Annotated in this window: 26 protein-coding genes and 2 pseudogenes; 14 read left to right on the forward strand and 14 right to left on the reverse strand. The window is 47.2% G+C overall.

Annotated elements, in window-relative coordinates; translation table 11 throughout:
• Positions 1-564: 564 nt before the first annotated feature.
• Positions 565-912: a phenylpyruvate tautomerase MIF-related protein gene (locus EPO18_RS17230; RefSeq protein WP_292435458.1), complete on the forward strand. Its 348-nt coding sequence runs from the start codon at positions 565-567 to the stop codon at positions 910-912.
• A 193-nt stretch (positions 913-1,105) separates the two neighbouring features.
• On the opposite strand, the gene EPO18_RS17235 is transcribed toward EPO18_RS17230, so the two are convergent.
• From EPO18_RS17235 to EPO18_RS17245, 3 genes are all read right to left on the reverse strand, one after another.
• Positions 1,106-1,486, reverse strand: coding sequence for a hypothetical protein (locus EPO18_RS17235; protein ID WP_292435461.1), 381 nt, complete (start codon positions 1,484-1,486; stop codon positions 1,106-1,108).
• 295 nt (positions 1,487-1,781) lie between these two features.
• Complete coding sequence (locus EPO18_RS17240) at positions 1,782-2,219, reverse strand: DUF2442 domain-containing protein (RefSeq protein WP_292435464.1); 438 nt, start codon at positions 2,217-2,219, stop codon at positions 1,782-1,784.
• Positions 2,191-2,442, reverse strand: a complete 252-nt coding sequence (locus tag EPO18_RS17245) for a DUF4160 domain-containing protein (protein WP_292435465.1) — start codon at positions 2,440-2,442, stop codon at positions 2,191-2,193. The genes EPO18_RS17240 and EPO18_RS17245 overlap by 29 nt, the downstream gene beginning before the upstream one ends.
• 276 nt (positions 2,443-2,718) lie before the next feature.
• Between EPO18_RS17245 and EPO18_RS20840 the strand changes: the two are divergent.
• From EPO18_RS20840 to EPO18_RS17305, 12 genes and pseudogenes are all read left to right on the forward strand, one after another.
• Positions 2,719-3,483: pseudogene (locus tag EPO18_RS20840) on the forward strand (alcohol dehydrogenase catalytic domain-containing protein); the annotation flags it as partial.
• Between the two features lie 527 nt (positions 3,484-4,010).
• Positions 4,011-5,048 carry an SDR family oxidoreductase gene (locus EPO18_RS17255; RefSeq protein WP_292435469.1) on the forward strand — a complete coding sequence of 346 codons (1,038 nt, stop codon included), beginning with the start codon at positions 4,011-4,013 and terminating at the stop codon, positions 5,046-5,048.
• Between the two features lie 296 nt (positions 5,049-5,344).
• Complete coding sequence (locus tag EPO18_RS17260) at positions 5,345-6,541, forward strand: Fic family protein (protein WP_292435471.1); 1,197 nt, start codon at positions 5,345-5,347, stop codon at positions 6,539-6,541.
• 85 nt (positions 6,542-6,626) lie between these two features.
• Positions 6,627-6,845 carry a ribbon-helix-helix protein, CopG family gene (locus tag EPO18_RS17265; protein ID WP_292435473.1) on the forward strand — a complete coding sequence of 73 codons (219 nt, stop codon included), beginning with the start codon at positions 6,627-6,629 and terminating at the stop codon, positions 6,843-6,845.
• Positions 6,846-6,986: 141 nt separating this feature from the next.
• The gene (locus tag EPO18_RS17270; RefSeq protein WP_292435474.1) at positions 6,987-7,382 is read left to right on the forward strand and encodes a type II toxin-antitoxin system RelE/ParE family toxin; all 396 of its coding nucleotides are present in this window, start codon (positions 6,987-6,989) and stop codon (positions 7,380-7,382) included.
• Positions 7,354-7,668, forward strand: a complete 315-nt coding sequence (locus EPO18_RS17275) for a helix-turn-helix domain-containing protein (RefSeq protein WP_292435475.1) — start codon at positions 7,354-7,356, stop codon at positions 7,666-7,668. Before EPO18_RS17270 ends, EPO18_RS17275 begins: the two co-directional genes overlap by 29 nt.
• Positions 7,669-7,800: 132 nt before the next feature.
• Complete coding sequence (locus EPO18_RS17280; RefSeq protein WP_292435476.1) at positions 7,801-8,901, forward strand: DUF262 domain-containing protein; 1,101 nt, start codon at positions 7,801-7,803, stop codon at positions 8,899-8,901.
• Positions 8,885-10,024: an AAA family ATPase gene (locus EPO18_RS17285; protein WP_292435477.1), complete on the forward strand. Its 1,140-nt coding sequence runs from the start codon at positions 8,885-8,887 to the stop codon at positions 10,022-10,024. Before EPO18_RS17280 ends, EPO18_RS17285 begins: the two co-directional genes overlap by 17 nt.
• A 1-nt stretch (position 10,025) precedes the next feature.
• A complete protein-coding gene (locus EPO18_RS17290; RefSeq protein WP_292435480.1) occupies positions 10,026-10,976 on the forward strand; it encodes a hypothetical protein in 951 nt (316 codons plus the stop codon).
• Positions 10,977-11,163: 187 nt separating this feature from the next.
• Positions 11,164-11,433: a DUF4160 domain-containing protein gene (locus EPO18_RS17295; RefSeq protein WP_292435481.1), complete on the forward strand. Its 270-nt coding sequence runs from the start codon at positions 11,164-11,166 to the stop codon at positions 11,431-11,433.
• Complete coding sequence (locus EPO18_RS17300; protein ID WP_292435482.1) at positions 11,423-11,665, forward strand: DUF2442 domain-containing protein; 243 nt, start codon at positions 11,423-11,425, stop codon at positions 11,663-11,665. Before EPO18_RS17295 ends, EPO18_RS17300 begins: the two co-directional genes overlap by 11 nt.
• Before the next feature lie 25 nt (positions 11,666-11,690).
• Positions 11,691-11,981 carry a type II toxin-antitoxin system Phd/YefM family antitoxin gene (locus EPO18_RS17305; RefSeq protein ID WP_292435483.1) on the forward strand — a complete coding sequence of 97 codons (291 nt, stop codon included), beginning with the start codon at positions 11,691-11,693 and terminating at the stop codon, positions 11,979-11,981.
• Between the two features lie 161 nt (positions 11,982-12,142).
• Here EPO18_RS17305 and EPO18_RS17310 read toward each other — a convergent pair.
• A pseudogene (locus EPO18_RS17310) lies at positions 12,143-12,547 on the reverse strand (lipoyl synthase); the annotation flags it as partial.
• A 405-nt stretch (positions 12,548-12,952) separates the two neighbouring features.
• Here EPO18_RS17310 and EPO18_RS17315 point away from each other — a divergent pair.
• Positions 12,953-13,381 (forward strand): hypothetical protein, encoded by a 429-nt coding sequence (locus tag EPO18_RS17315; protein WP_292435485.1) that lies wholly within the window; start codon positions 12,953-12,955, stop codon positions 13,379-13,381.
• A gap of 97 nt (positions 13,382-13,478) precedes the next feature.
• Here the strand turns inward: EPO18_RS17315 and EPO18_RS17320 are convergent, their stop codons facing one another.
• From EPO18_RS17320 to mrdA, 10 genes are all read right to left on the reverse strand, one after another.
• On the reverse strand, positions 13,479-13,700 hold the full coding sequence (locus tag EPO18_RS17320) for a group II intron maturase-specific domain-containing protein (protein WP_292435486.1): 222 nt from the start codon (positions 13,698-13,700) through the stop codon (positions 13,479-13,481).
• Between the two features lie 259 nt (positions 13,701-13,959).
• Positions 13,960-14,970, reverse strand: coding sequence for a lipoyl synthase (gene lipA / locus EPO18_RS17325; protein WP_292435488.1), 1,011 nt, complete (start codon positions 14,968-14,970; stop codon positions 13,960-13,962).
• Positions 14,967-15,572, reverse strand: a complete 606-nt coding sequence (lipB, locus tag EPO18_RS17330) for a lipoyl(octanoyl) transferase LipB (protein WP_292435489.1) — start codon at positions 15,570-15,572, stop codon at positions 14,967-14,969. Before lipB ends, lipA begins: the two co-directional genes overlap by 4 nt.
• Before the next feature lie 266 nt (positions 15,573-15,838).
• On the reverse strand, positions 15,839-16,102 hold the full coding sequence (locus EPO18_RS17335) for a YbeD family protein (protein ID WP_292435490.1): 264 nt from the start codon (positions 16,100-16,102) through the stop codon (positions 15,839-15,841).
• Positions 16,095-16,940: a D-amino acid aminotransferase gene (locus EPO18_RS17340; RefSeq protein WP_292435491.1), complete on the reverse strand. Its 846-nt coding sequence runs from the start codon at positions 16,938-16,940 to the stop codon at positions 16,095-16,097. The genes EPO18_RS17335 and EPO18_RS17340 overlap by 8 nt, the downstream gene beginning before the upstream one ends.
• Positions 16,930-18,099: a D-alanyl-D-alanine carboxypeptidase family protein gene (locus tag EPO18_RS17345; protein ID WP_292435494.1), complete on the reverse strand. Its 1,170-nt coding sequence runs from the start codon at positions 18,097-18,099 to the stop codon at positions 16,930-16,932. The genes EPO18_RS17340 and EPO18_RS17345 overlap by 11 nt, the downstream gene beginning before the upstream one ends.
• 37 nt (positions 18,100-18,136) lie before the next feature.
• Positions 18,137-18,943, reverse strand: a complete 807-nt coding sequence (locus tag EPO18_RS17350) for a septal ring lytic transglycosylase RlpA family protein (protein WP_292435496.1) — start codon at positions 18,941-18,943, stop codon at positions 18,137-18,139.
• Positions 18,940-19,968 carry a lytic murein transglycosylase B gene (gene mltB / locus EPO18_RS17355; protein ID WP_292435497.1) on the reverse strand — a complete coding sequence of 343 codons (1,029 nt, stop codon included), beginning with the start codon at positions 19,966-19,968 and terminating at the stop codon, positions 18,940-18,942. Before mltB ends, EPO18_RS17350 begins: the two co-directional genes overlap by 4 nt.
• A 148-nt stretch (positions 19,969-20,116) precedes the next feature.
• The gene (rodA, locus tag EPO18_RS17360; protein ID WP_292435498.1) at positions 20,117-21,247 is read right to left on the reverse strand and encodes a rod shape-determining protein RodA; all 1,131 of its coding nucleotides are present in this window, start codon (positions 21,245-21,247) and stop codon (positions 20,117-20,119) included.
• Entirely contained in the window at positions 21,237-23,081 is a 1,845-nt protein-coding gene (gene mrdA / locus EPO18_RS17365; protein ID WP_292435499.1) for a penicillin-binding protein 2, read from the reverse strand. The genes rodA and mrdA overlap by 11 nt, the downstream gene beginning before the upstream one ends.
• Positions 23,082-23,092 lie beyond the last annotated feature (11 nt).

Consider the following 23,092-nt stretch of genomic DNA (forward strand, 5'->3'; position numbering starts at 1 on the left):
GATTCCCGTGTCGTGTGACGCTCGTAGACTCTTTAATCATCGGTATGATAATGGACAATATTGAACGGTTGAGGTAAGGCTGTCAATGGCAAACAAAATTGAGCTATTTTTCTAGGGAAGCAATGAACAAATCGCATTCAAGCCATAAACTGCCGGGCAAGTTAATTTTTTAAAATCGCTGTTTGTCAGCACTCAATAATCTGTTGTTTTTGAAGAACAACAGGCGCATTTTGCCCTCAGCTGCCGCCTGAGCAGGTAAAGATTTGCCGAGCCCACTGAGACAAGTTGACCTGCGATGCATTTTTCTCCAGACTGCCATAGCGGGTCTTTTCAAAGTCGAATTGTTATTTGATAATCCGGAACACGGGCTCGACCGAGGACTGTTTGCGGTTGCGCTTTTCTGGCCGGACGATAAGTTATTGACGGATTGGCGTTTGTTATCATACCAGCGCATACCCAAACGTTGGACTCCATGCCTGTATTTATCACAGGTATAACCCGCATCCGCAAAAATGAAGCGGCGTTTATTCGTAACACTATCAGTTATAAATTAAAGAGGACTTTATGCCATATTTAAAATTAACAACCAATATTGCAATTAGCAAAGAACAGTCGCCAAAACTATTAACTCAATTTTCGCAGCTGCTTGTCAAAGAAACCGGTAAACCTGAGCGTTATGTTATGGTTGAACTGGAGGGCGGCAAAGACATGCTATTTGGAGGCAGCAATGAACCATTAGCTTATGTTGAGTGTAAGAGTATCGGTCTCAGCACTCAACAAGCTAAGTCGCTTTCGGCTTCCATCCCCCAATTGTTGGCAAGTAGCTTACTGATTTCAGCGGAGCGTGTTTATATAGAGTTTAGCAACTGTCCAGGTAATTTTTGGGGCTGGAATGGTTCTACCTTTGGATAAGCCGGTGGGCAACGTCTACTATCCATCAATAATGGTATAGTGCGTGAATGGTGAATAATCAGTGATGATTATTCTGAATGCCACCCATTTTCCAAATAGTTCATAAATTTTAGTAGTTATTGAGTTAAGAAAATTCAGTGTGCCGGGCTTTAGGCGGTAGTAGGGCTATTTTTGATACTGGGACTTTTGAGACTTATTCGGCAATTTTTATCAACCAGCCGCCGTTACCCTTACAATTACTTTGACCGTCTGCAGTAATCGCAATTCTGGCATATACACCTTTTAAGGATTTTGGTAGCGTTCCACTTACTTGAAAACCCCCTTCATTTCTTGGAGTAACCTTGAGTGCAGTTGGCATTCCTTTTACTGCAACCTTGATGGTATTGGGAAAGGTGTTTGCAGAAGCTGAAAAAGAAAAGGATGCCCCCGCAGCAACTTCAGTATTTTCAGCTGGAACGAAATTGGTAAATTCAGGTTTGGCACAGGCTTTTGAACTACTGCTGCTACCGTAAGCCCACGAATTGTTAGTCACAATCATCAATACAAAAAACCATAAACAATTAAATATTTTCATTATCATGCCTCATCGTGTTGTAGTGGTTTTACCCATAATTTCTGCATCATTACATTAAAACAATTTATGTTCAAATCCAATAAGTTCAATGGTTGGAAGAATTGCTGAAAACAAAGGTCAATATTTATCATCTATTATTTACTACACCAAGGTAAACGGTAGCCGCCTGCTGAATCGGATATTCAACGTTAGTTCTCCGACCGTCCGCCGGATGATAGTTAAACTCGAAAGTTTTAGGCTGAGTGCATTGGTTGATTGGCGGTCTGTTGAGCGAAAACTGCTTCATAATCCAGTTTTAACGATTTTCGACTTCCCAACCCTTGCAGGCCAAGGCAATGTGGTGCGGAACGGGACGGGCGCCGGTTCCGTATGAGCTCATGGTGCGTGTCGTCATGCCCAATGCTCGTGCCGCCTCGGCTAACGACAGGCCGTTACGCAGCCGCCAGGCTAGGAAAGTACGGGTGTCTTCGTCGGCGGCGGCTTGATACATAGCTTCCAGCCATAAAGTATCGGCTCCGATTTGAATATCGTGGTCTGTCCATTCAACCGTCCAACCTACGCTGTTGGTAAGCCGAACTTTGGAGAAAGCATCCGGGTCGCGCAGAGGCGAGAGGCCAGGTTTGGCGAATATGGCTTCACCTTTATCTACAGTCATTACGCTGCCGTTAATAAAGGTCATCTTTAGCTGATAATTCGGTAAAGGTTCAACCGCTGCTAAGCGGGGGCGTTTCATTGATACCACTATTCCATTCCTCAATCAATTTATCACGGTTTTCCGTAACCCACGCCATTACCTCTTTGCGCAATCCGCGCGGGAAGGTGCCGGTGCAGTTCAGGGTCTCCAGGTTAATCACTACATCAAAATTGCCTCCGACCAAGTGCGCATGCGCCGGCGGAGAGTCGTCTTCTCTTATCTCAAGTCGGTATTTGTTGCGAAAGCGATGCTTCGTAGCCATATTGCAATGTTAGGGAATAATTCGAATATGTCAATTGCGTTGTCGTGAGAGGAACGATTAAAAATACGTAAAGCTATTTTATTCCCCTTGGATTTAAAATCGGCTTGCAGTTTGCCAATCGTTTTGTGCCAGCCCAGCGTTGCTGGTGTCGAAACGTTGGATAACGAACAGATATTTTTATCTGCTTTGATAGCCTGAGCGCCCTGTTACTCAATTTTGATGTCCATCGCCTTGAATGAACGGCGCTAAGGGGCAGCAAAAACAAGGAGATTAGATATGAAAGCAGTAGTGTTTCACGCCATCGGCGACATACGATTAGATGACGTTCCTGAACCGAAAATACAAGACCGAACGGATGCGCTTGTACGCCTGACTTCATCGGCGATCTGCGGTACAGATTTGCACATGATCCGGGGCACGTTCTCAGGCATGGTGCCCGGCACGATCCTCGGTCATGAAGGCGTCGGCATCGTCGAAGAGGTTGGCAAGGATGTGCGCAACTTGCGGCCGGGAGACCGGGTTGTAATCCCTTCGACGATCTGCTGCGGATATTGTTCTTACTGCCGTGCGGGCTATCAAGCGCAGTGCGACAATACTAATCCGAATGGCCCAAGTGCGGGCACGTCATTTTTCGGCGGGCCCAAGGCATCGGGACCTATTCAGGGTTTGCAAGCCGAATATGCCCGTATCCCGTTTGCACACGCCGGGCTGGTCAAGCTGCCTGAAGAGGTCACCGACGATCAGGCCATTATGTGCAGCGACATCTTCCCGACCGGGTACTTCGGTGCCGAACTGGCCGAGATCGAGGACGGCGACACGGTGGCAATCTTCGGTTGCGGTCCTGTCGGGCAGTTTACGATTACCAGCGCGAAGTTAATGGGGGCTGGGCGTATCTTTGCGATTGACCGTGAAGCATCGCGTCTTAATATGGCTCAGGCGCAAGGTGCGGAGATTATCAATTTCGATGAGGAAGACCCGACCGAAGTCATCAAGCGAATGACTGGCGGTATAGGAGCCGATCGCGCAATAGATGCTGTCGGAGTTGATGCTGTGACCGGGCATGCTGCACCGGTGGCTAAGCAGGACAAAGAGCAGTTCGAGCGGGAGCTTCAGCAAGTCGCGCCGGAGCAGCATCCCCAAGGCGCCAACTGGGTACCGGGCGATGCGCCGTCGCAAGCCTTAAGATGGGCGGTCGAGGGTTTGGCAAAGGCTGGCACGCTCTCGATCATCGGCGTCTATCCGCCAACTGCTCAGTCGTTCCCCATCGGCAAGGCGATGAGTAAAAACCTGACGATGCGGATGGGCAACGCCAATCACCGGCACTACATACCGCATCTTATTGATCTCGTGAAAAACAACACGGTCGATCCTGAAAAAGTTCTGACGCAATGCGAACCTTTGACGAACGTGCTCGACGCTTACAAGGCATTCGACACACGGCAACCAGGTTGGGTCAAGGTCGAACTCAAGCCGGGCGCGCAAGCTGCTCGCCGGAAAGCAGCTTGAGTCTAAAAGCAAACCTTCCAGGTTTTAAAAACCTGGAAGGTTTAACGCCAGGAGATCAAACTATGAAACCAGACATTAAACCCAATGACATCGAACGTGAGCATACTAACCTATGCTCACGACGCCGGTTCGTCGGCGGTATGGCTACAGGTATTATCGCAGCTTCTGCAACGCCGGTTCTCGGGCAGCAAGGGAACTCGCGGCAGACGCTCGACCAAACGGCCAAACAGAATCCGGTGACTCAGTATCCGAGGCCGCCTTTCCGGCGGCAATCTCAGGATTGGCCCGGTCTTGCAGGCAAAATGACTCCGCGCCCGGACCATGGCGAGACAAGTTACGAGGGCAACGGACGGCTTGCAGGCCGTAAGGCGTTGATCACCGGCGGCGACTCCGGCATCGGGCGTGCGGCAGCTATTGCCTATGCTCGCGAGGGAGCCGATGTCGCGATTAACTATTTGCCCGCCGAAGAGCCGGATGCTATTGAGGTGATCCAGCTGATACGTGAGGCAGAGCGCAAAGCAGTCGCGCTTCCGGGCGATATACGCGACGAAAACTTTTGCAAGCAACTGGTCGCCGATGCGGTGCGCGAACTCGGCGGCCTCGATATTCTGGTCAACAATGCGGCTAAACAGCATTCCGTCAATTCGATCCTTGATCTTACCACCGAGCAGTTCGATGCGACTTTTAAGACCAATCTCTACGCAATGTTTTGGATCACTAAAGCCGCGCTGCCGCATTTCACCGCAGGTGCGAGCATCATCAACACCTCATCGGTTCAGGCTTATAATCCGTCCGAGAACCTGCTCGACTACGCCCAGACCAAAGCGGCAATCGTGTCGTTTACTAAATCCCTCGCTAAGCAGCTTGGCGAGAAAGGCATCCGCGTCAACGCAGTCGCGCCCGGGCCGGTCTGGACGCCGCTTCAGGTCAGCGGAGGCCAACCGCCAAGTGCTTTGGAGAGTTTCGGTGAAAATACGCCGATGGGACGCCCCGGCCAACCGGCAGAGCTCGCCGCTGTTTATGTAACGCTGGCTTCACAAGAATCCAGTTACGCCAGCGGGCAGGTGTATGGCGTGTCGGGCGGTAGCGGAAATCCTTAAACCGTGCATAAGCTGCTTCCGGCTAGGTAGTACTTGTCCTGCATATCAAGCAGAACAACTTATTCAAAGACCGGTATTGAGGGGCACGAAGGTGGGTTGTCTATAAAAAGGTGCGCGAGCTTTGCATGGCGACATCAATTGAAATCGGCACGCATCATATGCAATTAATCAATAAACATTAATTAAAACAAAAGGCTAGGTTAAGCTCTATAATCGGCAAGAAAATCGGCAAAATCCGCAGAAAATAGTATACTTCATCTTATAAAAACAACATCTTGCGTAATTATAAGATCGGCATGCCACTATCTATCGAAACACCTTACCGAATCGAGCCCTGCCTGCTTGAAAACATCCCGATTGCAATTACAGACCTGATCGCGAATCTAACAGCGTCGTCGGAAAGACTCGGCGGCCGATTACATCCGCGTACAGCCGCCAGTCTGGCTGAGCTGGTTCGGATTATGAATTGCTATTACTCGAACCTTATCGAAGGACATCATACCAAACCAAGGGATATTGAACGGGCCTTGGCGGATGACCTGGAAAAAGATCAAGTGCGCCGTAACTTTCAAATCGAAGCGCGTGCCCATGTCAGCGTACAACAGACGATTGACCGGCTCTATGCGGCAGGGAATATGCCGGAACCGGCATCGACCGAGTTCTTATGCCGGTTGCACCGTGAATTTTACCGTGATGCCCCGGAAGCTATGCTTTGGGTAGACAATGGGGATCATGGTTTTCGAATGGAGCCGGGGGCGTTCCGTTCCTTGCCCGAACACAATGTTTCGGTCGGAAGGCATCTTCCGCCCAGCAGTGACCGTGTCGCCGAGTTTATGCGTTATTTCGAGCAACGCTATCGCTTGGCTAATATGGGCAAGGGCGAGCGGATTATCGCCATGGCCGCATCGCATCATCGCCTGGCCTATATTCATCCATTTCCGGACGGCAACGGTCGCGTCAGCCGGTTAATGAGTCATGCAATGGGATTGGCAGCCGGCATTGGCGCATCAGGGCTTTGGTCGGTATCGCGCGGACTCGCTCGCGGCCTGGAAAGCCGGCAGGATTACAAAAACAAAATGGATTATGCCGATATGCCGAGACAAGGCGATTTGGACGGCCGTGGGAATTTATCCCAAAAGGCATTGATTGAATTCATTCGCTGGTTTTTAGAGATATGCCTTGACCAGGTGGGTTTTATGGCGGGCCTATTCGAATTCGACCGATTGGCCGGGCGTCTTAAAGCCTACGTGGAAAGCCGGGCCTTAAAACCGGAGGCTTTTTATATTTTGGAAAGAGTGCTGATTCAGGGCGAGATGCCAAGAGGCGATGCCGAACGCGTTACCGGCTTGAAAGAGCGCAGTGCCCGCATGGTTCTTTCAAGCTTGATCAATGACGGAATATTAAAGTCTGAAACGCCTAAAGGGCCGGTATCGTTGCATTTTGGCAGTGAGTCGGTTGAGTTTTTGTTTCCGAGATTGTTTGCGGAAAATTAGGTTTTGGCTATCAATAATATGCTGGACTTAAGTGCTTGGGTTATGAAGTCATTACACTGGAACAGATAGCGAGGTTACTAAGATCATGACAACTATATCCATCCGATTACCCGATGATATGGCGGAAAGACTCAAGGACATTGCCAAAGCGCGCGGCATTAGTTTAAACAAGCTGATGTTTGAGTTATCCATACAAGCCTTGGCGGAAGAGGAAGCGAAGCAGCGATTCCTGGCAGCGCAATTGCGCGGCAATCCCAAGCGGGCAGCGCAATTGTTGGATGAGCTGGATGCGTTGGGGCTTTGAAAGTTCGGAAAGAGCCATTTCGAAATAGCAAACCGCCAATCAACTTACAACGCCGATTACAATCAGTCGAAGTTCTGGTGCTAATTTTTGGCTTGTTATGCATAGCACTAAGTGCTATAAATAATCAAAAAAGAGGGCGGTGTGGCAATCTATAAAACTCATTGGTTTGATCGTTGGGCAAAAAAGCAGGGCTTAAGCACACAGGCACTTTGCAAGGCTGTACGTGAAATGAGCGATGGCCTTTTTGAAGCTGATTTAGGTGGCGGGCTTTTTAAAAAGCGGGTTGCACGCCAAGGTCAAGGCAAAAGCAGCGGCTTTCGGACCCTTGTTGCTACCAACAAGGGAAGCCGATGGATTTTTGTCTTCGGTTTCTCAAAAAATGCCCGTAGCAACATCGACAAAGACGAGGAAGAGGCTTTGAAAAATCTTGCCGCGCACCTGTTATCGCTCTCGCCGCAAGCCATTGAAATAGCGCAGAGTGCAAATGAATTGATAGAGGTAAATTGTAATGAGAAAAACAAAGTCAGCGATACTTGACGCCGTTCATGAAACAGCCAAGGGGCTTCATAATGCCGGTGTTATGGATCAAGTCACGATGCGGGAATTTGACCGGATGTGCCTGCCGCCGATAGAGCAATTGCGGCCGGAGGAAATCAAACAAATCCGCGAGGCTTCGCACGTAAGCCAAGCGGTATTTGCCGCGTTGTTAAACACCAGCGTATCAACCGTGCAAAAGTGGGAAATCGGCCAGAAAAGACCGACTGGAATCGCGCTCAAGCTGCTGCATTTGGTGCAGAAAAAGGGCTTGGAAGTCATTATTTAAAGCTGCTTTGGCCGAGTTGAAGGCTCATTTAAAAGTTCATAAATGGGTCCAATGAATCCGTAGCTGAATAACAATCATCAGAAATTAAAAGCCATAATTTAAGTCTAAAACTTAGTAAATGAGAATTTAAAAATGAACACTGAAGACATAAACACTGACAGCGAGGAAATTGAAGGTCTTGATAAAGATGAAGATGCCTCATTGGGTGATTACCCGATCGACACTCTGTTGATCAGAAATGAGACACGAACAGTTCATGATGTGCTGCGTCGAATCAAGGCTGGTGCTTTTGTTATGGATCCAGACTTTCAGCGTGATTTTATATGGCCTGATGATAAACAGAGTAAGCTTATCGAATCAGTGCTGATGCGGATTCCATTACCCGTGTTCTATCTTGGGGAAGATGATCACGGTCGAATGATTGTTGTGGACGGCTTACAGCGGTTATCAACCTTTAATCGCTTTGTGAATAACGAACTCAAATTAAAACTGCCCAATCAATCTGAACTGGATAAAAAAGTATTTAAAGACCTTTCGCCTAAGTTTCAAAACCGTATCGAAGACTGTAATTTAATACTGTATGTCATTGATGCGAAAGTACCTGAGCGAGCACGTTTGGATATTTTCGAACGAGTTAATGGTGGGATTGCGCTGAGTCGTCAGCAAATGCGCAACTGTTTGTTCAATGGTAAAGCGACTAAATTTCTTAAGGAGGAGGCAGCGACAACGCTTTTCAAATCGGTAACCGGAGGCAGTCTTAACATTCAATCGATGCGCGACAGGGAATTTGTTAATCGATTTTGTGCATTTCGATTATTGTCTCTTGATTCCTATAAAGATATGGATGAATGGCTTGCATTAGCGCTAAAAAAAATGAATAGCTTGGATGACGAGGCTCTAATCAAACTATCCAATGAATTTCAAAGCTCGCTACAAAACAATTACTCTCTTTTTGGCGAACATTCTTTTCGTAAGCATTCTCCGAGACAAGATCGCCGTGGGGTTCTAAACGCGTCTCTATGGGATGTCATGATTATAGGACTTGCGCAATTTTCTCATGAACAGGTTGTTAATCACGCTGAAGAACTTAAGCATCGTTTTTATGCGTTGATTAAAGAAGAGAAATTCGTCTGGGCGATTACTTATGGCCCAAACAGTCCTGATCGGGTGAAGTATCGTTTCAAAGTAACCCAAGAAATGTTTGCGGAGGTCTTTAATGCTCACTCGTCTTGATCTTCAATACTTCAAATGCTTTAAGCAACTTAAGCTCCCGCTAGCCGAGTTAACATTATTGTCTGGCACTAATGCCTCTGGCAAATCATCGGTTATTCAATCACTTGTGTTACTGCATCAAACCATACGTGAGCACGAATGGTCGACACGATTGATGCTGAATGGAGATTCCATCAAATTAGGTACTGTGTCTGACGTAATCGATAAAGTGCATGGTAGAAGAACATTCGGAATCGGTTTGATAGATCACGAACAAAGTTATTGGTGGCATTTTTTTGGAGAACGGTCCGAAATGTCCATGGCCGTTGATTGTGTTAGTGTTGGTCAAGCGTCAAATGAACAGCCGAAATCTTTGCGTTATCTTCTTCCTCCCAATGAAAACGGAATTAAGTCATCGTTGGCTGAACGTTTATGTGGCCTTACCTATATTACTGCTGAACGAATAGGACCTAGAGAAGTTTATGCCCTTGAGGATCGTCAGATTGCTTCCGTTGTAGGGCCTGCCGGTGAACATGCAGTTAGCGTACTACATTGGGGGCGGGACAATCCTGTTCTTAAAGAGATTGTGATTCCTGAAGTTGCAAATACATTGTTGCGCCAGGTTGAAGAGCGTATGCGAATGTTCTTTCCTGGCTGCGCTCTATCGGTACAACAGGTTCCGCAAGCAAATGCAGTGACTCTAGGGCTACGCAATTCGGAGGATACTGATTTTCATCGTCCGATACATGTTGGCTTTGGCCTGACTCAAGTTTTACCCATTGTCATTGCAGCACTTTCATCAGTGAAAGGGGATATTCTTCTGATTGAAAATCCGGAAGTTCATCTGCACCCCGCTGGGCAGGCACTCATGGGACAGTTTTTGGCTGATGTCGCTCAGGCTGGGGTTCAGGTTATTGTTGAAACTCACAGCGACCATGTTCTTAACGGGATTCGCCGTTCAGTTAAGGCTGAACGGATTAAGCCGGAACAAATTGCCATTCATTTTTTTAGGTCGCGTTCGGAGGAAATAGCTCAGATCACCAGTCCTTCAATAGATAATTCCGGCAATATCGATACTTGGCCGGACGGTTTTTTTGATCAATTCGATAAAGACACAAACTATTTCGCCGGTTGGGGAGAATAGCGTGGAACTACTTGTGAACGACCTCTCTATAGCGGGGCAGTTTGCTGATCTTGCTACTTTTCAAGGAGCAATTGATCGGGTAATGGCTATGCGTGTGATCGCAAAACAATTTGGTCATGAATTATATTGCCACAAGAATATCGCTCGTGCGCAAGTGACGCAAAATTTATCGATGCCCCAAGCTATTCAGGCTTTTGAAAGGAATAAGCAGCAAGCCATTATGCAATGGCTTACAAGACATGGGCCTTTTTGGGAAGAGTCTCGGCTTCATAGCCCCGATGATTATTTGGAATGTAATGGGGAGATTGTCACAGAAACTGCGGTAGGCGAGGCTGCTTTCTGTTCTCATCATGGAGTTCAACGTCACCTTATAAGCATGACGCCATCTTCATGGGAATTTTCACCCATAACTGTCGATTGGGTTAGTGATGGCAAAATTCGAAGTTTTGCTGTTGTTAACTATTGGGAAGAGGAGGAACTGAAATCCAGTCTACGAGCAGCATCCGCACCAATTTCATCGTGGAAGCAATTAGAGGAGGTTGCAAGAAAACGTTTTACTGATCTGACATTTTCTATCGATAGCTTTGAACTTCTCTATGGACATCCTTTTGTTCCAAGTGCTTCACGTCAAATACTTACTCTGTTAGAAACTTTAAATCGATTCAAGTGTTGTTTTGATGGTAATGGCGTGAGGACAGAAGAGGGAGATCAAATTTATCAGAATCATTTCACAGGTAATGAAGCTTGGTTTACTGATTCTTCATCATCGGAAAAAAACGAATTTAACGCCGAGTTGACTTTTAAGCATCCCGAATTAGATGGCAAATTTTTATTTTGTTCTTGGCATGGTAAGGTGAACACACCAAAAATACGCATCCATTTTTCTTGGCCTGTGCGGTCGGACGAGTCTTTGTATGTGGTTTATGTCGGTCCAAAAATTACTAAACGGTAATTGCGCAAGAGCGCAAGGTAATAATGCTGTAAAGTATCTAAAGGCGAATCCGCTCTAAGACCTCATCATACAATAACGCATTAATGAAATATCAGTCCATGAAATAGGCTTCACCTTGCACAAAAGTTGTTGACGAAGCGTTCAGTAAAAGCAAAACATCTTGAAGCAGTGTTTGTAGGAATTGAAAGTGCCAGACATTTGTCGATTTTACGGAATTCTCATCAGGATGTTTTTGATTGACCGTGAGCATCCGCCGCGCCATATTCATATCAAGTATGGTGAGCATGAGGCGGTGATGGAGTTGATAAATCTGAATATCATAGACGGAAGTTTACCCAAAAAGTGCCGCCAGTTGGTCAGGGAATGGACGGAACTGCACCAGGATGAATTAATCGAGATGGGGATATTCAAAAATTTCATACTATTGCCCCTTTGGAGTAAAGAAAATGAAACTTAAGCATTTTGAACATTACGACGGTTACCGTTTTTTGCTGACTTTTGAAAATGGCGAGGTCAAAGAGGCTGATCTAGCCGATTTGATCGGGCAGCATGTTTCTCTGGACGCTTTAAATACTGCCCGTATCGATCCAGAATGGGGATGCCTGGAATTTAATGACGGCCGGGTGGATATAGAACCTAAGACGTTATATAGGTATGTAACAGGCGGCCGTTATAAAGAGGTCGCATAATCCTAAAAATAGTAGGATGTCCGTTATGAAGATTTCCGCAAGCGATGTGGTGCCGTTCTCTCAAGCTCTCGCCAATCTTTTTGAACTGGCTGAGCAAGTGAGAGCGGGTGCCGAGAAGATTATTACCAAAGATGGCGAAAGCTATGTCGCATTGATTGGCGTGAGTCGTCTTGATTATTATCGCCAACTGGAGCGTGACCGTATTCATTTGCTGCTGATCGACGAAGCTGGCAAAGGGATGGATGATATTTCGGCTGGGCGTGTACAAGATGCCCGTGAAACTATCCAGCGCTTGAAAATTCATCGTAAGACTTAATTCGATGAGCGTGGATTTGGGTATAGCAAAAAATCCACCGTAACGCTCAATAGCCCCCCGCCCATTTTGTGAGCATTCCCGAATCCCGATCATCCTTCGACAAGCTCAGGACGAACGGGATTCGGGAATGCTCAACTGCGATTTTTAGCATCATCAAATATTTAGTCGGGCATTACTCCCTGAGCCTGAAGATCAGCATGGTACGAAGATCGAACCATCGGCGCGCTGGCGACTTGTTTAAACCCTAAAGCTTTGGCAACTGTGCCGTATTCATCGAACTGTTCGGGCGTGATATAGCTTTGCACCGGCAAATGGGCTTTGCTGGGTTGCAGGTATTGGCCTATGGTCAGCATTGAGCAGCCGTGGGCTAATAAATCTTTCATGACTTGATGAACTTCTTCCGGCTGTTCGCCGACGCCGAGCATTAGGCCGGATTTGGTCGGAACTTGCGGTTGGGCTTGGTGGAATTGTTTTAATAGGTCCAGCGAACCTTGGTAGTCGACGCCGGGGCGGGCTTGTTTGTACAGTCTGGGTACTGTTTCCAGGTTGTGGTTGAATACGTCGCAGCAAGTAGCCTGGATGAAGCGTTGCGGAATCCGGGACTTCGAAGCTACGATCTGTCGTCAGCACATCCTATGGACTCTATCTGCAGCAAGTCGCCGTGTTGATTTTGCATCCAAATTGGGTTAAAACCAATATAAATGAATACAATCCGCCACTCCCAAGTTGAAAAGGATGCGGAACTTAATGAAAGTTTTGATTTGGAAAACAGTGGCAGTTTTCTTAATTTTAAAGGCCAACAATTGCCATGGTGAAGTGCCATCGCCCCTAGCGAGCAAGTCATCATCGTTAGCCACTAGCCAATCTGGGCAGTTGATCATGAAAAAATCCTTATACCCAAAGGGCATAAGTTTCGTTTGAGCAGACAAGCTGCTCAACTCAGCTTTAATGTTGAAGCAAGGGAAATCACTATGAAATATAAAAATGCCGAATCTAAAGTGTTTGTTATTCCACGCAGTAAAGATTTGCAAGATCCTGTGTTTCACAAGAAGGCTGTGTTGCACAAACAGTTGTTTTTTACTTTTGCCGTCGCCATTGGATTTTTTTTCTCCGCATCGGTTGCCGCCATCAGCAAGGACGTGGAAGCCGCCATTGATTTGATGAAGCAATCGCATACGGAGCAATGCGAAAAAATTAGAATCAAGAAGGAACTTCTGATAGCCCACCAGCATCACGACCAAGCCAAACTACAAGCCTTAAGCCCCGATCTCGATGCCATTAACAAACGCCTCAAACCGACGGAAGACAAACTAAAAATTTTAAAATCCGCCATGATGAAAAACCCCGATGACGAAAGCGATTTTGAAACCGCCATGCTTCACTTGGACGTATGCGAGTGAGCAAGGTCGAGTAGCCCAAAGGAACTGCCCCTTGAGGCTCTCACAGAACCGGACGTGAAACTCTCGCTTCATCCGGCTCATATCTTCAAGCTTAACCCTACCAATGAGCAAACGTTCTTGGATTTCTTGACTTAAAGGCGTTTAATCGCCTCAGTGCTTGGGTAATCGTTTTAAGCTTCTTGTATTTTCGCTTTGCCCAACGGCTCAGCTTCTTGTCAACATGAAATAAAACGTGGTTAAGTTTGCCACGTCCATATTTTCCATAATACCTCTCCCAACCGCGCAACTTGCTTTGGCTATAAGCGATGATGTCTTTCATCTCGTCTTGCGGCCATTTTAGCCAGGGCCATGCATTAATCTCGGAACGTATCCTTTTGGCGGCTTTCCGACTAATGGCCGGAAGAAAGCAAACTAATAGGATTCCATCCCGGCATTTGTCAATTGGGGACGAAACGTAAATCCCAGAAAGTCAAAGCTGATCTGTGCGTAATCCGCTTGGTTTTTCCAGCTCTTACAATAGACAATCTGACGGCTCAATGGCCGCCTTTTCCCTGTCGCTCACGACAAAGGCTTTTGACTTATGCCGCAGGGTAGTTTGATTCCAGCGACTGGTCGCCGAAATCGAGAGCGTCCGGCATCACTCCATGAGCCTGAAGATCGGCATGATAAGACGATCTGACCATCGGCGCGCTGGCGACCTGTTTAAATCCCAAGGCTTTGGCAAATTCGCCGTACTCGGCAAATTGTTCCGGAGTGATGTAGCTTTGCACCGGCAAGTGGGCTTTGCTGGGTTGCAGGTATTGGCCGATGGTCAGCATCGAGCAGCCGTGGGCCAATAAATCTTCCATGACTTGATGAACTTCGTCCGGCTGTTCGCCGACGCCTAGCATAAGGCCGGATTTAGTCGGCACTTGCGGCTGGGCTTTGTGGAATTGTTTCAGCAAGTCCAGTGAGCCTTGGTAATCGGCACCGGGGCGGACTTGTTTGTACAGCCGGGGCACGGTTTCCAGGTTGTGGTTGAATACGTCGCAGGGCTGTTCGGATAATATGGCTACGGCTTTTTCGATGCGTCCGCGAAAGTCGGGCACCAGGATTTCTATTTTGGTAGTCGGCGTTTGCCGGCGGATTTTTTTAATGCAGTCGGCAAAATGTCCGGCTCCACCGTCTCTTAAATCGTCGCGGTCTACCGAGGTGATGACGACGTATTTCAAGGCCATGGCCTGTATCGCATCGGCCAGGTGTTGGGGTTCGTCTTTATCCAGCGGCAGCGGTTTGCCGTGTGCTACGTCGCAAAAAGGGCAGCGGCGGGTGCATAAGTCGCCCATGATCATGAATGTGGCGGTGCCGTGCTGAAAACATTCGCCGAGGTTGGGGCAGGCGGCTTCTTCGCAAACGGTATGCAGGTTGTTTTCGCGCAGCAGTTGTTTGATTCGGGTAACTTCATTGCCGCCCGGTACTTTGATCCGTATCCACTCGGGTTTACGTAAAGTGGTTTCGGCAGGCTCCACTTTGATCGGGATTCTGGCTAGTTTTTCGCTGTTGCGCTGATGAGAGTCGGGGGTGGAACGGGAAGGCGCTTGATAGGTCATTTCGATACTGCCGTTATGATAGCTTCGGTAACAGGGTTGGCGAGTTCAGCATTGCTGACGGTTACGCCCAGGTCGGCCAGTTGGGTTACTGCAAGTCCCGGATAACCGCAGGTGTTGATATGGGCGAATGGGCGTAAATCCATATGGTTGTTAATACTGAGGCCATGATAACTGCAATTTCTTTTTATGCGTAGACCAATCGACCCGATTTTTTTGTGATCGACATAAACGCCGGGGGCGTCGGCTCGGGCGACGGCGGTAATACTGTGCTGGGCCAAAGCGTAGATCATGGCTTGTTCCAGTGCGGTGACCAGTTGGCGGACACCGAGATTCAGTCGTTTAATGTCGATCAGTGTGTAAATAATCAATTGGCCGGGGCCGTGGTAAGTGACTTGTCCGCCCCGGTCGGAATTGACGACGGGAATGTCGCCGGTGTTGAGTAAGTGTTCGCGTTTGCCGTTTAAGCCCAGCGTGTAAACGGCAGGGTGCTCGGTGATCCAGATTTCATCTTCGGTTTCGGCATCGCGATTTTGGGTGAACCGCTGCATGGCTTGCCAAGTGGATTCATAATCTTGCAATCCTAGGTTGCGTATTACTGCCATTAAGGTGATTTATCCTGGAAAAATTATTTCGCGTCCACAAAAAGCACGAAAATATTCAGAGAGATGCCAAACTGTAGATACTTACTCAAAGGATGAGTAATTAAATATAAACACAATGGAACGCAGATAACGCTGATAGTTATGATGAGCGCAGATAATTAAAAAAATCTTACTTAATCATAACTATCAGCGTTATCTGCGTTCTATTTTAATAGTTATTGGGTTAATCAAATATTTACGATTACCGTGTTGTAGACAATCCCTCCCTACAAAGCCATTAAAACATGCGGATGATCGGTTAGATCCTGGTAAATGGCGTCCAGTTGTTGTTTGCTGGAGGCTTCTACAATGACCGTCACGGCGATGTAATTGCCGTCTTTACTGGGGCGGGTCGTAACAGCGCCTTCATGAATGTCGGGGACATGGCGACGCACGATTTCTATCACCAGCAGGTCAAGTTCAAGATCGGTTTTGCCCATTGCCTTGATCGGAAATTGGCAGGGAAATTCTAAAAGGGTTTCTTCACTCATGGCAAGATTGCTTGTAAGCCTGGAATAATTGATGCATGTTTTGCCATATGGGGCCGGGTTTGCCGTTTGCAATGGTTTCATTATCAAGTTGAACAACCGGCACGATTTCCCTTGTAGAACTGGTTAGCCAGATTTCGCTGGCTGTTTGTAAAGCATCCAGTGAGATGATGTCTTCGCTGTGAGGGATGTTGTTTTTCTCGGCGAGCTCCAGAATGACATTGCGGGTTATGCCCGGCAATATTTCGCAGCCTTGCGGTGGCGTAATCAAGACGCCGTCAATGACCGCAAATATATTGCTTGCTGCACCCTCGGTTACATAGCCGTCTTTAACGAGGATGGCTTCGGCGCAACCTTTTTCTACGGCTTGTTGTCTGAGCAGAATATTGGCCAGTAGCGTGGTGGCTTTAACATTGCACAGTTCCCAACGGCTGTCGTCGACGCTGATGGCTTTCACGCCGGATTCCAGGTTTTCAAGCGGCACTATGTTTGAACACATCGCGAACACTGTCGGCGTGACGTTTTCCGGAAAAGCGTGATCTCTTTTGTCTGAGACGCCGCGGGTAATTTGCAGGTAGATATATTGATCCAGGTTTTTATCCAGCAAAGGCGTCAAAATTTCCAGCCACTGCGCCCGGTCATGCGGATTAGGTATACGAATCGAAGACAGGCTGTTTTCCAGCCGTTCCATGTGTTCCTGAAAATGAAACAAATTGCCTGAGTAGGATGGAATGACTTCATAAATTCCGTCGCCAAACAAAAAGCCGCGGTCCATGACCGAAATTTTGGCTTCATTAAGAGGCAGGTACTGACCGTTCAGATAGACGGTTTTATTGTCCATCCTGTTTCTCCAGCATCATCATTCCGCTGTCGTAGAGCCGCTGAAAAAAGTTGCCTTGTTCTACCGATTTTAGCGCTATCAGGTCTTTGACGGCGACAACTTCATCTTTAAGCGTGACGTTGACGGTACCTAGTTTTGTGCCTTCTTTAACAGGCGCGGTAATTTTTTTATCAATATTAATTACTGCTTTAAGATCGGAGTAACGGCTGCGAGGAATCGAGACATAAAGATCTTCAGCCAAGCCTAGTTGCACGTTTTTAGTATCGCCCTTCCAGATTCTGGCTTCGGCTAAGGAGGTTTTACCTTGATACAGTTTGTGCGCTTCAAAAAAGCGGAAGCCGTAGTTGAGCAAGGTCTGGTTTTCATTGGCTCTGGCGTTAGGGCTGCTCGCGCCCATCACTACGGAAATTAGGCGCATGTCGTTTCTTAATGCAGAAGCGACCAGACAATAGCCGGCGGCGTCGGTAAATCCGGTTTTAACGCCATCCACGGTCTCATCGCGCGAAAGCAGTTGGTTGCGATTATGTTGAACGATGTTGTTAAAGGTGAATTCCTTTTGCGAAAACCAGCGGTAATAGTCGGGGAATTCTTTGATTAATGCTTGGGTAAGTATCGCCAGATCGCGGGCGGTGGTGTAATGGTTTTCGATAGGCAATCCATTGCTATCTTCAAAATGACTGTTTTTCATGCCTAGCCGTTCGGCATGTTGATTCATCATGGCGGCAAAAGTAGTTTCATCTCCGGCGATATGTTCAGCTAAAGCAACGCTGGCGTCATTGCCGGACTGAATGATAACGCCCATTAACAGGTCTTCAACTTTAACTTGGTTGCCGACTTCGATAAACATACGAGAGCCGGGCGTTTCCCAAGCTTTCTTGCTGATGGTAACCAAATCGTCTAAATGTAAATGACCATTGCTGATCTCCCGAAACACCACATAAACAGACATAATCTTGGTGAGACTGGCAGGAGCGAGCTTAACGTCGGCATTGTTTTCCGCTAGCACTTTGCCGGTATCATGACTCACTAGTATGTAGCCGCTGGCAGCAACTGTGGGTGCTGCCGGGATGCTGAGTTCGGCATCTTCTGCGTTTGCCGGGGTCGCGGCAATCAATAAGCTAAAAAATAAAAAAACGTAAAAATTTTTTAAAAGGATCATTGCTCTTTAATGGGGGTAGACTCAATAAAACAAGCGTTTATTGTATCACGGAGATTTGTCTTTGATCAGGTCCAGTAACAAATTGAGTCGCCGTTATGCCTAGTTTTGCCAGTTGCAAGTTTAGCTTGTGGACGCTTTCAGGTGTTTTAATCGGCCCCATTTGAACTTTGTAGAGAGTAGATCCTTTGAGCTTCGATGGAAGTATTTTAGATTGGGGTAAATGATTAGCGGCAATTTTGTTTTGCAATTTCAGCGCCTTCTTTTTGTTATCGAAACTGCCTACTTGCAAATAGACGCTTTTTTCTTGTTTTTCAGCTGTGTTTTGCTGTTGCGTTAATGCTTGTTCGGGCGCTATTGCTTTGATTTCAACGGTTCCTGTTCCTGCCTGTTGAAGATCCAGTTTTTTAGCGGCAGCGTATGACAGGTCCATAACCCGGTTCCCATGAAAAGGTCCTCTGTCATTGATGCGCACGATAACGCTACGCTGATTTTCCAGGTTGGTGACGCGAGCGTAAGAGGGAATCGGCAGTGTATTATGTGCGGCGGTCATCGCATACATGTCGTATATTTCGCCTGATGCAGTCTTTTTGCCGTGAAACCCGGGGCCGTACCATGAAGCTATGCCTTGTTTCAGGTATCGGGTAATGCGCGGTAGCAGATTTTCTTCTTCGCCGGTGTTTTGTGCGGCAGCATCGCCAAAGTGCAACTTTGAGTGATGTCTGAGTTTTTGGTTGATGATGGAGACAGTTGTATCCGGTGGTCTTGAAATGTCGCTGGTTTTTATTTGTTGAGTACTACAACTGCATAAAATAACAACTAAAAGTATCGGGATTATTTTATTCATGGGAATGAGCCTTTTTTATTTAAAATAGATAGGCTTAACTGATAAACGGCCATGGCATATAAAGGACTGTGGTTGTAGCGGGTAATGACATAAAAATTGTCCAACGCCGCCCAGAGTTCTTCGCCTTGTTGCTGTTCAAAGCTAAGCAGTTTCACTTTACTGTCGAAAGGTAATTGCCTCGATATAATTAAGTTGAGCGATTCTAACTCGGTAAGACTTAAATCCGGCTTAAGGTCATTTTTGAGAAGTGGTTCATAGTTTTTATATTTAGCGGTAACGGGAACGGCAATCGCTTTACCAGTATGCCAATGATGTTTGGCAAAATAATTGGCGACACTGGCTATGGCATCGCTGTTGTTGTGCCAAATGTCGCGGCGATCGTCGTTATCGAAGTCAACGGCATAAGTTCTAAAACTGCTGGGCATGAATTGCGGCAGACCCATCGCGCCGGCGTAAGAGCCGGTTGGGTCGATAGGATTGATATGCTCATCCCGGCAGAGCAGCAGAAAGTTTTCAAGTTCGCTGAGAAAGAACTTACTGCGTGGCGGATAGGCAAAAGCCAGTGTAGACAAGGCGTCGATCACGCGGTGGTTGCCGGTGTTTTTTCCGAACAGGGTTTCAACGCCGATAATGGCAACAATAATCTCGGCCGGAACGCCGTATTGTTTTTCCGCGGCGGCCAGTGCCGGCGCATTGTCCCGCCAGAATTGCACACCGGCGTCGATACGCGCTTCAGTCAGGAATATTTTGCGATATTTATACCAGGGCAAGCCTTCAGAGGGGGATGCAATTCTTTTGAGTATATCTTGCTTAATCTCGACCGTTTTAAACAAATCATCAAGTTCGGATTCGTCAAACCCGTGTTTTGTCGCCATTTGCCCGATAAATGTATTTACCGATTCGGTGTCTTTGATAGGGCTCGTGGTGGTGCAGGCGATGAGTAACAGGCACAAGGTGAAGGGGGTAAGGCGAAGGGCGAAGGGCGAAGGGCGAAGGAGAAGCGCTATGCTTCTGAGCCAGGGCATAAGCTTTTGCATCTGTGATTTTGTGATCTTAATTTGTTTTGGTTTCATGGGCGCGATAGGTATGAATTGAATGTTATAGGGCGAAAGTAGAACGAAAGGTTATATTTCGCATATTTAGCCTTGCGCCCTTCGCCTTTTGCCTATTTTTTTAATGCGGTATAAATTTTTTGTGGGTGTGAATTGACATAAGGATGCCGAAACCGGCCAGTAACGTTACTATGGATGTGCCGCCATAGCTGATTAAAGGTAACGGAACCCCGACCACGGGAAGTACGCCGATGACCATGCCGATGTTAACAAAAACGTAAACAAAAAAGGTAAAAGCCAAGCTGCTGGCTAATAAGCGACTGTAGGTATCCTGGGCTTGAGAGGCAATATACAGGCAGCGGCTGATGATAAGCAGGTATAAGGACAGTAAGCCGACACAGCCAAAAAGTCCAAACTCTTCGGCAAAGACCGCGAAAATAAAGTCAGTAGAGCTTTCGGGCAAAAAATCCAGTTCCGACTGAGTACTGCCCAACCAGCCTTTGCCGTAGATTCCGCCGGAGCCGATTGCGATTTTCGATTGGATAATATGGTAACCTCTGCCCAAGGGATCGGCTTCCGGGTTTAAGAAGGTGAGCACCCGGTCGCGTTGATAGGGGCGCATAAAATGCCAGAGTATCGGCGTCAGTCCTGCCAGTGTAGTGCATATTGCCAACATGAACTTCCAAGAGAGGCCGGCAAAAAAAAGTACTGCAGCGCCGGAGCTGGCGACCAGTAACGCGGTACCCAAATCGGGCTGTTTGGCAATCAATAAGGTTGGAATGATGATCAGCACGCTGGCTATCAGCAATTGTTTAGGTCTTGGCGGCAATGCATGTTCTGCCAAGTACCAGGCAATCATCATCGGCGTGGTGATCTTGATCATTTCCGAGGGCTGAAAACGAAAAACGCCAAGATCCAGCCAGCGTTGCGCGCCTTTGCCGAATTGCCCCATAATCAATACGGCAACGAGCAACATGATGCCAAAGCCAAACAGCATTGCAGAATAGCGTTTAAACTGGTAAGGATCGACATGAGCCAGTGCTGTCATTAAAAGAAAAGCCAATCCGACGCGCGCTGCTTGTCGTACCAATACATCCATTTCCTGACTGCCCGCGCTATAAAGGATGACGAAGCTCAATATGGAGATCAGTAATAAGCCGATAAATAAAGGGATATCGATGTGCAGTTTTCTGAGAATATTGCCAATCAATGACGGTGGATGAAATTGCTCACTCCGGGTTTCAGTTTTCATTAACGCCCTCTAAATATTGCTTAATAACCTGACCAGCGATGGGGGCTGCGACTGAGCCGCCATGCCCGCCATTCTCAGCAATAACGGCAACTGCAATTTTCGGATCATCAGCCGGGGCAAAAGAAATAAACAAGGCATGATCGCGTAGTTTGAAGTCGATGTCATTTTCGTTGTATTTGGCATCCTGCTTAATGTTAAATACTTGAGCAGTCCCGGTTTTTCCGGCGATTTGGTAGTTAATGTCTTTGCCGATGCTTTTGGCAGTGCCGTGTGGATCATGAATAACATTCACCATGGCCGAGATGATGGTATTGATATTTGCAGGTTTAAGTTCAATGTCGTCCACATGGTTTTCCCTCTCAAAGTCGGCTGAATCTGGATCGGCGGCATTTTTAACCAGAAAAGGTGTGACAATTTTGCCTTTATTCGCCAAAGTTGCGGTGGCTCTAGCCAGCTGTAATGGGGTAACTTGTATAAATCCCTGGCCTATACCTGTGATGAGTGTTTCCCCTGGGTACCAGGATTGGTTGTGCTGACTGCGCTTCCACTCGCGTGACGGCAATAATCCCGGCTTTTCTCCGGCCAAGTCAATGCCGGATTTTTCACCAAAGCCAAAATGTTGTAAAAAACTATGCATACGGTCTATGCCTAAAGTTGATGCCAGACTGTAAAAATACACATCGCAGGATTGGGTAATAGCTTCGGTCATATTAACCGAGCCATGGCCGCCTTTTTTCCAATCCCGATAATGGTGGCTGACATTGGGTAATTGATAATAGCCGGGACAAAAGAGCTTATGTTCAGTACTGATAGCATTGTATTCAAGCCCGGCCAATGCAATAAATGGTTTAAATGTCGATCCCGGCGGATATAAACCGCGCAGGGCGCGATTATAAAGCGGTTGGTTCTCCGAGGATTGCAGAGCCTGATATGCGTCGTTGGCAATGCCGATAACGAAAGGGTTAGGATCAAAGCCGGGGCGGCTGGCAAAGACCAGTACGCCGCCTGTTTTAACTTCAATAGCAACCACCGCACCATTGAAGTCGCCTAGTGCATCGTAAGCGGTTTTTTGTAAATCGATATCCAGCGTCAAATAAAGATTTTCGCCCGGTACGGGAGGAACTGAGTTTACCGTATTGATCGCGCGTGCCTGTACATTGGTTTCTATTTCGGCATAGCCGGTCTTGCCGTGCAGCTCAGTTTCATAGGTGTTTTCTATGCCTATCTTGCCGACATGGGTCGAGCCACGATATTCGGCGATGGGCAGAGATTTCATTTCCGTTTCGTTGATGCGGCCGACGTAGCCGACAACATGAGAGGCTAGCTCTGCGTAAGGGTAATGGCGAACCAAGCGAGCCTGAATATCAACACCGGGAAAATAAGGCCTGACTACCGCAAATTTGGCGAGTTCCTCGTCGTTCATGCTGATTAACAAGGGCGTGCTGACGAAGCGTTTCTGTCGTTTACGTTGTTTCTGGTATTGGTCGATTTTTTCGTCGGAGATATTGAGCAGTTTTTGTAAGCGCAGCAGGGTGTCGTCAAGATCTTTGATTTGTTCTGGGATTAGCTCAAGGCTGAAAGATTGTGTGTTGTCGGCCAGGACTCTGCCACGACGGTCATAAATAATGCCCCTAGTCGGTACAAGGGGTTCGATTTTAATGCTGTTGTCTTTTGCCAGTGTTGAGTAATGTTCATGTCCGACAATTTGCAGATAAACCAAGCGCACGATCAGGCCTGAAGTTAATAACAGTATGACAATAAACGAAGCGATAATACGGTTGAGAAATAGACGGCTCTCTACTAACTTATTTTTAATAGTATAGACGCGGGACATAACAGCTATTG

Source organism: Methylobacter sp. (assembly GCF_004322395.1).
Lineage (GTDB): Bacteria > Pseudomonadota > Gammaproteobacteria > Methylococcales > Methylomonadaceae > Methylobacter_A.

Bases quoted from the DNA above. Each gene is read 5' to 3' on its own strand.
- EPO18_RS17305 (WP_292435483.1), top strand. From the start codon at position 11,691: ATGAAGATTTCCGCAAGCGATGTGGTGCCGTTCTCTCAAGCTCTCGCC.
- mrdA (WP_292435499.1), bottom strand. From the start codon at position 23,081: ATGTCCCGCGTCTATACTATTAAAAATAAGTTAGTAGAGAGCCGTCTA.
- EPO18_RS17340 (WP_292435491.1), bottom strand. From the start codon at position 16,940: ATGGACAATAAAACCGTCTATCTGAACGGTCAGTACCTGCCTCTTAAT.
- EPO18_RS17335 (WP_292435490.1), bottom strand. From the start codon at position 16,102: ATGAGTGAAGAAACCCTTTTAGAATTTCCCTGCCAATTTCCGATCAAG.
- EPO18_RS17240 (WP_292435464.1), bottom strand. From the start codon at position 2,219: ATGAAACGCCCCCGCTTAGCAGCGGTTGAACCTTTACCGAATTATCAG.
- EPO18_RS17350 (WP_292435496.1), bottom strand. From the start codon at position 18,943: ATGAATAAAATAATCCCGATACTTTTAGTTGTTATTTTATGCAGTTGT.
- lipB (WP_292435489.1), bottom strand. From the start codon at position 15,572: ATGGCAGTAATACGCAACCTAGGATTGCAAGATTATGAATCCACTTGG.
- EPO18_RS17345 (WP_292435494.1), bottom strand. From the start codon at position 18,099: ATGATCCTTTTAAAAAATTTTTACGTTTTTTTATTTTTTAGCTTATTG.
- EPO18_RS17285 (WP_292435477.1), top strand. From the start codon at position 8,885: ATGCTCACTCGTCTTGATCTTCAATACTTCAAATGCTTTAAGCAACTT.
- EPO18_RS17315 (WP_292435485.1), top strand. From the start codon at position 12,953: ATGAAATATAAAAATGCCGAATCTAAAGTGTTTGTTATTCCACGCAGT.
- mltB (WP_292435497.1), bottom strand. From the start codon at position 19,968: ATGCCCTGGCTCAGAAGCATAGCGCTTCTCCTTCGCCCTTCGCCCTTC.
- lipA (WP_292435488.1), bottom strand. From the start codon at position 14,970: ATGACCTATCAAGCGCCTTCCCGTTCCACCCCCGACTCTCATCAGCGC.
- EPO18_RS17320 (WP_292435486.1), bottom strand. From the start codon at position 13,700: ATGAAAGACATCATCGCTTATAGCCAAAGCAAGTTGCGCGGTTGGGAG.
- EPO18_RS17265 (WP_292435473.1), top strand. From the start codon at position 6,627: ATGACAACTATATCCATCCGATTACCCGATGATATGGCGGAAAGACTC.
- EPO18_RS17255 (WP_292435469.1), top strand. From the start codon at position 4,011: ATGAAACCAGACATTAAACCCAATGACATCGAACGTGAGCATACTAAC.
- EPO18_RS17245 (WP_292435465.1), bottom strand. From the start codon at position 2,442: ATGGCTACGAAGCATCGCTTTCGCAACAAATACCGACTTGAGATAAGA.
- EPO18_RS17235 (WP_292435461.1), bottom strand. From the start codon at position 1,486: ATGAAAATATTTAATTGTTTATGGTTTTTTGTATTGATGATTGTGACT.
- EPO18_RS17300 (WP_292435482.1), top strand. From the start codon at position 11,423: ATGAAACTTAAGCATTTTGAACATTACGACGGTTACCGTTTTTTGCTG.
- EPO18_RS17230 (WP_292435458.1), top strand. From the start codon at position 565: ATGCCATATTTAAAATTAACAACCAATATTGCAATTAGCAAAGAACAG.
- EPO18_RS17275 (WP_292435475.1), top strand. From the start codon at position 7,354: ATGAGAAAAACAAAGTCAGCGATACTTGACGCCGTTCATGAAACAGCC.
- EPO18_RS17280 (WP_292435476.1), top strand. From the start codon at position 7,801: ATGAACACTGAAGACATAAACACTGACAGCGAGGAAATTGAAGGTCTT.
- EPO18_RS17260 (WP_292435471.1), top strand. From the start codon at position 5,345: ATGCCACTATCTATCGAAACACCTTACCGAATCGAGCCCTGCCTGCTT.
- rodA (WP_292435498.1), bottom strand. From the start codon at position 21,247: ATGAAAACTGAAACCCGGAGTGAGCAATTTCATCCACCGTCATTGATT.